Consider the following 11,948-nt stretch of genomic DNA (forward strand, 5'->3'; position numbering starts at 1 on the left):
CCCGCAACTCGTTCCCGGGGACGGCGTAGGTCGTGTGACCCGTTCGAGGGGAAGTCATACGCCGGGGGACTCGTCCACGGGGGACGCCGTACGCCGTGAGGTTCAGCCGACAGCCCGACGTACATCGCGCGACCCGTCCGACGGACACGACGTACGCCACGCCATCTGTCGGAGGGGAACGGCGTACGCCGTGCGGTTCCCCCGACGGGGACGGCGTACGTCGCGTGACCCAGCCGAGGGGAAGTCGCAGGCCGGGGGATCGGTCCGAGGGGGACGAGGCACGCCGTGAGGTTCACCCGATAGCACGACGTACGCCGTGCGATCCGTCCCACGTGCACGTCGTGCCATCGTCCGAGGGACTGGCGTACGCCGCAGCTCGTTCTGCGGGGACGGCGTGCGTCGTGTGAATCGTCCGACGGGCACCGACTTCGGGGTGCGATCCGGCCGGGGCGGGGCGGATCGCCGTGGGATCGGTTCGGTGGGAGGGCCTGCGCCGTGGGGTTCGTCCGGTGGGGGCGACCTGCGCCGCGGGACCTCCGGGGAAGTTGCGTGGTGAGGACAACCGGGGGTGGGGGGTGCGCGTCATCTCCCCGAGGTTTGGGTACTGGACAGGATCGGGAGTCGATGTCGCACAGCATGGCTACGGGGCACCGTCGGGGTCGATTCAGATCGCGGGGGAGGCGGGCGCGGACGGCGGCGCAGGCGGTCGGGTTGACGGTTGCGAGTGCGGTGGTTCCGGGGCTCGGGTTTGTGATCGGTGGGCGCCGGCGGTTGGGGGCGTTTGTGCTGGCGGTGAGCGCCGGGCTGCTGGCGCTCGGCGTGTACGTCGGTCTCGCGCAACGGGATTCGGTGATCGCGCTCGCGTTGTCGCCGAGTGGGTTGCTGGTGACGACGGCCGCGGTGGTCGTCCTCGGGGCGGGCTGGATCTGGGTCGTGGTCAGCTCGCACAAGCTGCTCCGGCCGATCAGCATGACGTACACCGGCCGGCTGACCGGGGCGCTGGTCGTCGGCCTGCTGTGCTTCGGGATCGCCGTACCGACGACCGTCACCGCGCAGACGGTGATGGCGCAGCGCGACCTGATCGGCAGCGTGTTCAAGTCGCAGGGCAGCTCCCGGAGCGCGACCCGGCCGACCGTGAACGCGAAGGACCCGTGGGCGCACATCCCGCGGCTGAACATCCTGCTGCTCGGCGGTGACGACGGCAACGGCCGCACCGGGACCCGCACCGATACGGTGATGGTGGCAAGCATCGACACCAAGACCGGCAACACCGCGCTCATCTCGCTCAGCCGGAACTGGATGCGGATGCCGTTCCCGCCGAGTTCCCCGCTGCACAAGGTGTACCCGGACGGGTTCTGGGATCCGAGCCAGGGCAACGTCGAGCAACCCGCGTACTACCTGGACGCGATGTACGACACGATCCCGAAGAAGTACCCGGGGATCCTCGGGCAGACCGACAACGAGGGCGCGGACGTGGTGAAGCTCGCCGCCAGCGCCGCGCTCGGGCTGGACGTCGAGTACTACATGCAGGTCAGCCTGCAGGGGTTTCAGCAGATCATCGACGCGCTCGGCGGGCTGACCGTGAACATCAACTACCGGGTCCCGATCGGCGGCGAGTACGGTCTCGGCCCGGGCGCGAACAAGGCGAAGAAGCCGTCCGGCTACCTCCAGCCGGGGCCGAACCAGAAGCTGAACGGGCACGACGCGCTGTGGTTCGCGCGCGGCCGGTACGGGCTGAGCGACCCGTCGCGGCAGGAACGGCAGCGCTGCACGATCCACGCGCTGGTGAACAGTGCGGATCCCGCGACGCTGGTGACGAAGTACCAGCAGATCGCTGCCGCAGGCAAGGAAATGCTCCGGACGGACATCCCGCAGGAGCTGCTGCCGGCGTTCGTGCAGCTCGGGCTCAAGGTGAAGAAGGCCGACGTCACCAACATCGACCTCAACAAGGACAAGAACTTCCCGACCGGCAAGAACCCGGACTACACGGCCATGCGCGCGATCATCACCAACGCGCTGAACCCGCACCCGGGGACCACCCCGACCACCCGCAAACCAACCACCCGGAAGCCGACGACGAAACCGACCACCACGAAACCGACCACGACGCAGAACCTCAACGACGCCTGCGCCTACCACCCCACGACCGGCAGCTGACAATGACCACGTCCACAACCCCCTAAACCTCACCGGTCTGAGACACGAGTCCGAACAGCAGTAGGCGCCCGCCGGGGGAAGCGGGCGCCTACTCGGGGGAGGGGTTACTTGGCGTCGGTGACGAAGTCCGTGGTGTAGGTCTTGCTCAGGTCGATCTTGTCCTTCTGGGACTTCACCGTGTCGCTGAACGTGCCGAGCACGTCGAGCACGGTCTCGGGCCCGCCCTTCGGCATCACGCCGTCGCTGGTGAACATCGGCGACGAGTCCTTGATCGACTTCACGTACAGGGCCTTGTCGGCGCCGGCGTAATCGGCCGGCATCTTGTCGGCGATCTCCGCGGGGGAGTGCGTCGAGATCCACTTCATGGTCTTCACGAACGCGTTCACGACCTTCTGTACGGCGTCCTTGTTCGCATCGACGTACGAGCAGTCCATGTAGAGCGACGCGGCCGGGTACAGCCCGCCGAGCGCGGCCTTCGTCCCCTCCTCGGTGCGCATGTCGATCACGACCTTGCCGAGGTTCTTCGAGGTGATGGTGGCGATCGTCGGGTCGGTCGTCATACCGGCGTCGATGCCGCCGTTGGTGAGCGCGGCGACGAACGTCGAGCCGGCGCCGGCCTTGACCGTCGTGTAGTCCTTCGTGGACACGCCGTTCTTGGTCGCCAGGTACTGTGTCAGGTAGTCGGTCGACGAGCCGGGCGAGGTCACGCCGAGCTTCTTGCCCTTGAAGTCCTTGGCCCCGGCCAGCGCCGCAGCCTGCTTGTTGGACACCACCTCGGCCTCACCAGGAACCTTGGCGAGCTGGACGACGCTCTTGATGCACTTGCCCTGCGCCTGCAGGGTGATCGTGTGGTCGTAGAACCCGACGACACCCTGCACCTGGCCGGCGACCAGGGTGTTCTCGGCGCTTGCGCCGGACGGCTCGTCGGACAGCTGGACGTCGACACCGGCGTCCTTGAAGTACCCGAGCTGCTGGGTCAGCATCGCGGGCAGGTAGATCACCTTGTTGATGCCGCCGACCATGATCTTGACCTGCGGGGTGCCGTCGGCGGACGTGCTGGCGGCGCTGCGGGAGTCGCGGCAGCCGGCCAGGGCGAGCGCGGCGACGGGCAGGAACGCGACCGCGGCGACGGTCAGACGATTGAGACGCATGCGAGTTTTCCTTTGCAAATCAGGCGGTTGCGGTCTGCGAGACGCTGGACGGACGCCACGCGGTCAGCCGGGCCTCGGCCTTGGAGATCAGCCATTCGGCGCCCAGCGCGATCACCGTGGTGACGATCATCCCGGCGTAGATGCCGGCCGCGTCGAAGTTGCCCTGGGCATGGTTGATCAGGATCCCGAGGCCCTTGTCGGCACCGGTGAACTCGCCGACGATCGCGCCGATCAGCGCGAACCCGAAGGCGACGTGCATCGAGGCGAGGATCCAGGACGTGGCACTCGGCAGGATGATCGAGCGCATCAGGTCCCAGCGCGAGGCGCCGAGGATGCGGGCGTTGTCCACCAGCACCTTGTCCACCTCGCGGGCGCCCTGGAAGGCGTTGAAGAACACCGCGAAGAACACCAGTACGAACGCGGTGGCGACCTTCGAGGACAGCCCGAGGCCGAACCAGATCACGAACAGCGACGCGAGCACGATCCGCGGGATCGCGTTCGCCGCCTTGATGAACGGCGCCAGTACGTCGGCCAGGAACCGGCTGCGGCCGAGCACCACGCCGAGCACGATGCCCGCGACGGTACCGAGGACGAACCCGGCGACTGCCTCCTCGATCGTGACCGCGATGTTCGACCAGATCGAGCCCTGCGCCGTACCGACGGTGAACCAGTCGACCAGCTTGGCCCAGATCTTGCTCGGCATCGAGTAGTAGAACGGGTCGATCACGGTGCGCGCGGCGAGTTCCCAGGAGCCGAGCCAGGCCGCCACCAGTGCGACCCGGACGACGTGCACCAGCCACTTGGGCTGTCCGGTCCGCCCGCGCAGGAACGCCCACGCGCCGGTCTTCTGCGGTACGGCGTCCTGCGTTGCCGCAGGCGTCGTACGGGTGTCAAGCGACATGCGAGGCTCCTCGGGCTCGGGTGATCTCGACCTCTTCGCGCAGGCTGTCCCAGACGCGCTTGTAGAGCTCGATGAACTCCGGCGTCAGCCGGATGTCCTCGACCTTCCGCGGGCGGGGCAGGTCGATCGCGACCTCGTCCTTCACGGTCGCCGGGCCGGCGGTCATCACGACCACCCGGTCGGCGAGCGCGATCGCCTCGGTCAGGTCGTGGGTCACGAACACCACGGCGGCACCGGATCCGGACCACAGCCGCAGCAGTTCGTCCTGCATCAGCTCCCGGGTCTGGACGTCGAGCGCGCCGAACGGCTCGTCCATCAGCAGCAGCGACGGCTCGGTGATCAGCGTCTGCGCCATCGCGACGCGTTTGCGCATGCCGCCGGACAGTTGGTGCGGGTACCGGTCCTCGAAACCGGTCAGGCCGACGCGGCCGATCCAGTCCTGGGCGCGGCGTTCGGCATCGGCCTTCGCAACCCCGCGGTACCGCAGGCCGAGCGCGACGTTGTCGAGGACGTTCTTCCAGGGCAGCGTCGCGTCGGTCTGGAACATGTAGCCGACGCCGTCCGGGATCCCGGAGACCGGCTTCCCGTGGACCAGGACCTCGCCGGCCGAGGCGGCTTCGAGGCCGGAAACAAGCGACAGCGTGGTGGACTTGCCGCAGCCGGTCGGGCCGACGACGGTGACGAACTCGCCGGCGCCGACCTCGAGGTCGACGTCGGTGATCGCCGTGAACGCGCCCCGGTCGCGGGTCGCGAAGCGCTTCGTGGCCTGCCGGAGCGCAATCGCCGGGGCAGTTGCCGAGGCAGTTGCCCGAGCGCTGGCCGGGGCGGCGGTGCCCGTGCTGGGCTTCGGTGTGACAGGGGTCATGGCGGAAGACCGTAGAAGCGCGCCGCCGACGCCGGAACCCTTGCGCTCGTTGTGGTGGCTAGCCGCACAACTCGCGTTCTGCGCATTGTGCTCACGGGCCGTATGGTGGACCGATGGCCACCGTAACCGCCGGCGCAACGCGGCTCGGTCCGCGTTCCTGGCGACTGCGGACCCAGGCGATCGTGTTCCAGGCAGCACTCCTGACGATCATCCTTCTGCTCTGTCTGGTCGTGTCCGGTTTGCTGCTGCGCAGTGACCTGGAGCGGCAGTACGAGCAGCGGGCGCTCGCCGTCGCCCGGTCCGTCGCGCAGCAGGCCGACCTGCCCGGGCTCGTCACCACGACGAAGCCGAGCCGGACCGGCCCGATCCAGGTCGCGGCCGAGCGGGTCCGGGTCGCCACCGGCGCGCTGTACGTCGTGGTCACCGACGACGCCGGCATCCGGTACAGCCACCCGACGCTGAGCGAGATCGGGCAGACGGTCAGCACCGATCCGACGGACGCGCTGTCCGGCCGCGAGGTGGTCGCCGTACAGGAGGGGACACTCGGCGACTCGGCCCGCGGGAAGGTGCCGCTGCGGACCGCGGACGGGCGTGTGGTGGGGGAGGTCAGCGTCGGGATCTCGATGGACGACCTGAACCTCCGGCTCCGGCAGTTGGTGCTGCTGCTCGCGTTGATCATGGTCCCGGTGCTAGCGATCGGCATGGTCGGCGTCGTCACGCTGGCCCGGCGACTTCGGCGTACGACGCTCGGCCTCGAGCCGGAGGAGATGGCCGACCTGTTGCGTGAACACGCGGCGGTCCTCGGCGGTGTCCGGGACGGGGTGCTCGCGATCGACGACCGGGACCGGGTCACGGTCGCGAACGACGAGGCGATCCGGTTGACCGGCGGCGACCCGATCGTGCGCGGCCGGCCGCTGGACGCGTCGGGTGCGCCGGAGGAGATCGTGGAGCTGTTCCGGCTCGAGCAGGCGCCGACCGGTGCGTTGCGGGTGATCGGCGACCGGGTCGTACTGGTCACCCGGCTTCCGGTCCGGCGCGACGGTAGGGATCTGGGGCAGGTGCTGATCCTCCGCGACCGGTCCGACCTCGACGAGCTGGGCCGTGAACTCGAGGCGACCCGCGCGTTGACGGACGCGTTGCGCGCGCAGGCCCACGAGTACACGAACCGGCTGCATTCGCTGGCCGGGATGCTGCACGTCGGGCATGTCGACCAGGCGCTCGACTACCTCGACGACCTCCGGGTGTCGGCGACCCGGCCCGACGGCGTCACCGATCCGTACCTCGTCGGCCTGCTGACCGCGAAGACCGCCGCCGCCTCGGAGGCCGGCGTCGACCTCCGCACCGGCGACTCCACCTGGGTCGACGGCCGGCTGCGACGCCCCCTCGACACCGTGACCGTGGTCGCGAACCTGGTCGACAACGCGATCCGCGCCGCCTCCGAAACCACGCCCGCGGACCGCCGGCCCGCGTGGGTCGAAGTCACGCTGGCGTCGTCCGGCGAGGAGCTGATCGTCCACGTCGTCGACAGCGGCGCCGGAGTCCAGTCCGACGCCGACATCTTCGGGTACGGCGTGACCTCGCGCGCGTCGGCCGACGGGCACGGGATCGGTCTGGTGCTGGCCCGGCAGACGGCCCGCTCGCACGGCGGCGACGTCGTACTGCTCGATGCCGGAAGCAACAAACACGGCGCCGTGTTCACCGCCCACCTACCCGGCGTAATCAGCGGCCGGGAGGCCTCATGACCGAGCTCGGTGTGTTGGTGGTTGACGACGACTTTCGGGTGGCTGGGGTGCATGCGTCGTACGTCGAGCGGGTGCCGGGGTTCAAGGTCGTAGGTACTGCCCACACCGCGGCGGACGCGATGCGGGTGGCCGAGGAGACTGAGCCGGATCTGGTGCTGCTCGACGAGTACCTGCCGGATGCGCCGGGGTCGGCGATCATTCGGACGCTCGGCGCGGCGGTGATCGTCATCAGTGCGGCCGACGACGCGGAGACTGTCCGCCGGGCAGTCGCGCTGGGTGCGATCAACTACCTGGTGAAGCCGTTCCCGCCGCAGGTGCTGGCCGATCGGCTGGCGGCGTTCGCGCGATTCCGGCAGCAGGTGGACGGCGACCGGCGGCTCGACCAGAGCGCGATCGACCGTGCGTTCGGCACGCTGCGCGAGGGCGACTCGTCGGCGGGTGCACTGCCGAAGGGACGCTCGACGGTCACCGCGGACGCGATCCGGGACGCCCTCCGCGGCGCCGCCGAACCACTCACCGCCGCCTCGATCGCGGATCTGACCGGCGTCTCCCGTGCCACCGCCCAGCGCTACCTGTCCGACCTGGTCCGCGCCGACCGCGTCGAACTAACCCTCCGCTACGGCACCACCGGCCGCCCCGAACACCGCTTCGCCTGGCGAGGCCGCTAAACGACCACCACACGCTGGATCCCCGGCGGATGGTGGATGACGATGCGGCTTGGGGGCTCGATCCACGTTGTGCTGTGCTGGACCTCGAGCGTGTCGCCGTAGCGCCGGAAGCGCAGCGTCATCGGGCCGAAGAGTGTCGGCATCCCCTCGAAGACGGTCTCCTCGTCCGCCGAGATCCACGCCTGCGGGCACAGGCGCAGCAGGTGTAGCTCGCCCGGTGCGATCGTGTCGTCGATGACCGCCTGCCTCGCCGCCCACACGATCAACGGCTGTACGCCGACCATCCCGTACATCCCGTGCCGGTGCTCGCCGGCGATGTACGTCTGGGGCGAGATCGCCCCGGTCATCAGGCCGTACATCCCCTCCAGGAAGTGCTCGCGGTCGCCGAGTTCCCAGCTGTGGAAGAGGTTCCAGCTGTAGCACGGCTCGCCGCTGCTCTGTTCGTGGTCGAGGACGACCCGGTCGAGCGCGGTGTGGTGCGCCGGGTCGAAGTTCGCGGTGTTCGGCCCGACCCGGAAGAACTCCACGAACGACCGCATCAACGGATCCTCGGCCGGCACCAACCCGGCCCACACCGACATCAGCGCCCCGCCGTCGAACAGCTCCAGCTCCGGCCACGCGCTCTCCGGCCCGTAGAACTTGCTCGGCAGCACCGGCCACGTCGTACCGTCCGGCGCTGTCCAGGTCGGCGCGTCCGCGGTCCGCAGCGCCTGCACGTACGCCTCCCGGAACCGCTCGCCGACCTCCGCGAACTCGCCCGTTCGCGGATGCCCGATCCGCCGCAGCAGCTGGACCGCGCTGATCAGGCCCCGGTACGTCCACGCCTGGATCGACACCGACTGTTGCTCGACGCCGGTGTCGTTCGCCTTGGCCGGCGGCATCAACCCGGGCACCGCCGGATGGTCGACGTACGCACACGACCGCGCGATGAAGTCGCACGCCTGCACGATCGGCTCCGTCCACCGCTCGACGAACACCTCGTCGCGACTGAGCAGCGCATGCCGCGCGAGCGCCTCGAGGATCGCCCCGTGATCGCTCAGCCAGTCGAACGACTGCAGGCTCAACGGCGTCGCGAAGAACCCCGCGTTCGAGATCCCGTCGTACGCCGTCCCCGGCGGCCGCCGCACGCCCTGCGACACGCGGTACAGCTCGAGGTGGGACGCGACCAGGTCGTGGTACCCGAGCAGGTCGAGGAACAGGTGGCTGACCATCGACGTCGGCGTACTCCACAGCACGTCGTACCCGAACGACCCGGTCAGGAACGTGTGCAGCCCGGTGTCGGGGCTCTTCTCCGCGATGATCTCGGCGAGCTGGACACTGCGCCGGAAGAAGGCGTCGACGTACTTCTCGGGCGTCCGGATCACCGCAGCGGTCCGGGGTTTCCAGTACGCCTCGGCCTCGGCCAGCGCGCCGTCGTACCCGAGCGCCAGCTCCTCGTCGACGGCGCCCGGCAGCATCGGCAGCAGTACGTCGACGGACGCCCCGACCCGCGCGTCGAGCACGATCTCCAGGTCGTAGACGCCGGGCGCCGTCAACTTCAAGGTGCCCGGAGCAACCAGCCGAACGTTGCCGTCAGCATCGACCACCCGGTCGCCGCGCTGCTCCAGGGGACCGTCGAGCGACGCGGCCGACGGCGTGACCTGCATCGTGATCCAGGCCTCCTGTTGCTCCGGCGGATCGACCACGTGCGTCAGGAACACCTTGCTCAACCGCAGCACGAACCGGAACTCGTCCGGTGGCCGGACGTCGTTCACCTGCTCGATCTCGAACCGCGTCCACGCGAAGATCGGCTCCAGCGCGGTCTCCACGTCCCGCCCGCCGGCCAGGTGCGCGAACGTCGACTGCCGCAGTACGACGCCCTCCTGCCGCCGGTGCTCGGTCCACAGCACCGGTGTCGCGGTGTCCTCCCGCCAGCCCTGGATTCCCACGCCGAAATCGGTGCGATGCAGGTACTGCGGGGTCGTGGGCATCGGCGGGATGCGACCGCGATCCGGCATCACGACGGTGACCTGGAAGTCCCGGCCGCGGTACGGGGCGAGGTACGGCTTGAGTGTGGGGGAGTCGCTGGGCGGGAGCGCGACGGCGGGCTGGCAGACCGTCGTGCCGTTGTAGAACACGTCGAAGCGGAACAGGTGCGACGGCCAGCCGACGGGTGTCCAGACCTGCCGCTGCGGCGCCCACCAGCTGAGTGCCTGTTCGGCATCGGGCTCCATGACACCATCTCCTTCCGGTATCCAGGAAAAGTCTTCGGGATACCGGAAGGAGATGCAAGGGGTGGCCGGCTACTTCTTCCGGACGTCGATCGCCAGGCTGATGCTGAACGCGGCGATCACCAGCACACCGCCGAGCAGCGTGAGTGCGGTGTCGCTCAGTGCGCCGGTGAGCATCACGACGACCAGGACGGCGAGCGTGCTGACGACCGCGACCGCGATCTTCCAGTCGTCGCCGATGATGAAGTCGTACCAGAACTGGCCGAAGGCCTTCAGATACTTCACTTCTGCACCTCCGCAGGTACGACGGGGGTCGCGACAACCGGCTTGCGCAGGATCGCGACGAAGACCCGGCTGAGGATCAGCCAGGCGGCGATCAGGACCAGGATCATCAGGTCGTGCCCGGGCCAGCCGAGGCTCTCCCGGCCGCTCCGGAAGATGCCGATGCCCTCGACCGCCCAGTACGTCCCGAAGGACGCGAGCAGCAGGCCGACGCCGTACTTGAGCAGGTTCTCGTTGATCATCGACAGCGGCCGCCGGAGTGCGACGGCGATCGCGAGTACGACGACCACGGCGGCCGCGGCGCCCGCGCTGGCGACCGGGATGTTGTTCGCGTTCAGGCCGAAGGTGAGGACGATGAAGACGACCTCCATGCCTTCGAGGAACACGCCCTTGAACGAGACCATGAAGCCGAACAGGTCGATCCCGCCCTTGGAGTCACCGGCCGCCTTGGCCGCCTCGACCTCTTCGCGGTAGATCGCGTCCTCGTCGTGAACCGCCTTGCGTCCGGACGATCTGAGGATCGCCTTGCGGAGCCATTGCAGGCCGAAGATCAGCAGCAGGCCGCCGATCGCGAGCTGCAGTGCCGACTCCGGCAGCCAGGTCGCCAGCGCGTAGCCGGCCGCCAGCGTGACCACGGCGAGTGCGGCCAGGGCCGCGAACGTTCCGGCCATCGCCGACCGCCAGCCGCGGGTGTATCCCATCGCCATGACGATCGTGGTGGCCTCCACCATTTCCACGAAACACGCGACGAACGTCGCGATGATCAATCCCCACGTTGCCGCGTCCATCTCTCACTTCCCTCGGTGCAGATGAAACATATGCTGCACGAAACGATAGTTACAGTGACATGGGGTGTCAATCAGAACACTGAGACCTGATCGAACATGTCGGCCGGGGTTTGGCGCGGGAGAGGTGGTCGGTGAGTCGAGCGAAGCCGAGGTAGCGGTGAGGGGGTGGTGGGGGTGTTTCTGCCTTGGGCGGAGGTCTGCGCCGCGCGCGGGAGGCGGTTCCCCGCCCACCCACCCCAGTGGGGTGTGGACGTAGTTGTGGGGCGGATAGCGACGTGGTGTTTTTCGGAAGGAAGTTTGCGCCTGGTGACGGAAAGGTTCCGCAATGCCTGCCGGGCGCGGAGCATGCGTGCGGGACGAGGGTTTAAGACCGCAACGGTTCCGACGCGACAGCAGGAACCACTGCGGCTCCTAACGACCACATCCGCTTCCCGCAGCGTCTGGGTGGGCGGGCAAACCACCTTCCGTACGCGCGTCTACCTTTCCCGCTCGTCATCTCGCCGGAGTGGGTGGGCGGGGAGACCACCTCCCGCACGCGCGCCCACCTTCCCCCTCGCCACCTCACCGGGGAGGGGAGAAGTGGTAGTGAGGGGTCAGGCTTCGCCTTGGGTGCGGTCGTAGACGTCGGCCTCGAACTCCTCGAGCAGGCGCTCGCAGTCGGCGACCTTGCTGCGGGCGAGGTCCCGGCCGTCGGCGCCCATCCAGTCGCGGCCCTCGACCTTGGCCAGCCAGCGGCGGAGCTTCTCGAGGTCCTGACGGATCTCCTCGGCCTCCTCGAACGTGTAGTTCTCCCGGAACCGCTCGAACTCGATCTCCTTGACGAACTTGGTGTCGCACTCCTCGACGATCTCGGCGTACTCCTTGGCCGACTGGTCGCGGAAGCCGTCGGCGAACTGCTCGCGGACGTCGTCCTCGACGTCGTTCAGCGTGAGGAACACGCTCGACCCGCCGAGCTCGGTCACTCGCGCGCGCACCTTCTCCATCCCGGCCCGCAGCTCCTCGCGGTCGGGGAGCACGCAGACCGCCTGCTGGACGTAGAACCCGCCGAGCCGCTTCAGCTCCCGCCAGACCGCGACCCGGGCCCGCGACGAGTCGCTGGGCACCTTGTAGATCAGCAGCAGCCAGCTCTCCGGCTTCTTCGGGTTCGTACGTCGGGTTGCCATAAGGACAGGCTATCCAACGGT

General features: G+C 68.8%; 10 protein-coding genes. 3 read left to right on the forward strand and 7 right to left on the reverse strand.

The genetic code is table 11. The features are described from left to right. Positions 1–711: 711 nt before the first annotated feature. Positions 712–2,157, forward strand: coding sequence for an LCP family protein (locus ACXJJ3_RS38365; RefSeq protein ID WP_458166866.1), 1,446 nt, complete (start codon positions 712–714; stop codon positions 2,155–2,157). Between the two features lie 104 nt (positions 2,158–2,261). On the opposite strand, the gene ACXJJ3_RS38370 is transcribed toward ACXJJ3_RS38365, so the two are convergent. Genes ACXJJ3_RS38370 through ACXJJ3_RS38380 form a run of 3 tightly spaced genes read right to left on the reverse strand, consistent with a single transcriptional unit; the run spans position 2,262 to position 5,074 of the window. Beyond that, the gene (locus ACXJJ3_RS38370; protein ID WP_458166867.1) at positions 2,262–3,308 is read right to left on the reverse strand and encodes an ABC transporter substrate-binding protein; all 1,047 of its coding nucleotides are present in this window, start codon (positions 3,306–3,308) and stop codon (positions 2,262–2,264) included. 19 nt (positions 3,309–3,327) lie between these two features. Further along, positions 3,328–4,209 carry an ABC transporter permease gene (locus ACXJJ3_RS38375; protein WP_458166868.1) on the reverse strand — a complete coding sequence of 294 codons (882 nt, stop codon included), beginning with the start codon at positions 4,207–4,209 and terminating at the stop codon, positions 3,328–3,330. Next, positions 4,199–5,074, reverse strand: coding sequence for an ABC transporter ATP-binding protein (locus ACXJJ3_RS38380; RefSeq protein WP_458166869.1), 876 nt, complete (start codon positions 5,072–5,074; stop codon positions 4,199–4,201). Before ACXJJ3_RS38380 ends, ACXJJ3_RS38375 begins: the two co-directional genes overlap by 11 nt. A 113-nt stretch (positions 5,075–5,187) precedes the next feature. Between ACXJJ3_RS38380 and ACXJJ3_RS38385 the strand changes: the two genes are divergently transcribed. Beyond that, positions 5,188–6,816, forward strand: coding sequence for a sensor histidine kinase (locus ACXJJ3_RS38385; RefSeq protein ID WP_458166870.1), 1,629 nt, complete (start codon positions 5,188–5,190; stop codon positions 6,814–6,816). Further along, positions 6,813–7,484, forward strand: a complete 672-nt coding sequence (locus tag ACXJJ3_RS38390; protein ID WP_458166871.1) for a response regulator — start codon at positions 6,813–6,815, stop codon at positions 7,482–7,484. The genes ACXJJ3_RS38385 and ACXJJ3_RS38390 overlap by 4 nt, the downstream gene beginning before the upstream one ends. Here ACXJJ3_RS38390 and ACXJJ3_RS38395 read toward each other — a convergent pair. The 4 genes from ACXJJ3_RS38395 to ACXJJ3_RS38410 all read right to left on the reverse strand — a co-directional run bounded on the left by ACXJJ3_RS38395 (position 7,481) and on the right by ACXJJ3_RS38410 (position 11,927). After that, positions 7,481–9,697 carry a hypothetical protein gene (locus ACXJJ3_RS38395; protein ID WP_458166872.1) on the reverse strand — a complete coding sequence of 739 codons (2,217 nt, stop codon included), beginning with the start codon at positions 9,695–9,697 and terminating at the stop codon, positions 7,481–7,483. The genes ACXJJ3_RS38390 and ACXJJ3_RS38395 overlap by 4 nt on opposite strands. A 69-nt stretch (positions 9,698–9,766) precedes the next feature. Beyond that, on the reverse strand, positions 9,767–9,979 hold the full coding sequence (locus ACXJJ3_RS38400; RefSeq protein WP_458166873.1) for a hypothetical protein: 213 nt from the start codon (positions 9,977–9,979) through the stop codon (positions 9,767–9,769). Beyond that, positions 9,976–10,764 (reverse strand): COG4280 domain-containing protein, encoded by a 789-nt coding sequence (locus ACXJJ3_RS38405; RefSeq protein ID WP_458166875.1) that lies wholly within the window; start codon positions 10,762–10,764, stop codon positions 9,976–9,978. The genes ACXJJ3_RS38400 and ACXJJ3_RS38405 overlap by 4 nt, the downstream gene beginning before the upstream one ends. A gap of 593 nt (positions 10,765–11,357) precedes the next feature. Beyond that, positions 11,358–11,927, reverse strand: coding sequence for a Chromate resistance protein ChrB (locus ACXJJ3_RS38410; protein WP_458166876.1), 570 nt, complete (start codon positions 11,925–11,927; stop codon positions 11,358–11,360). Positions 11,928–11,948 lie beyond the last annotated feature (21 nt).

This window comes from Kribbella sp. WER1 (assembly GCF_054189145.1).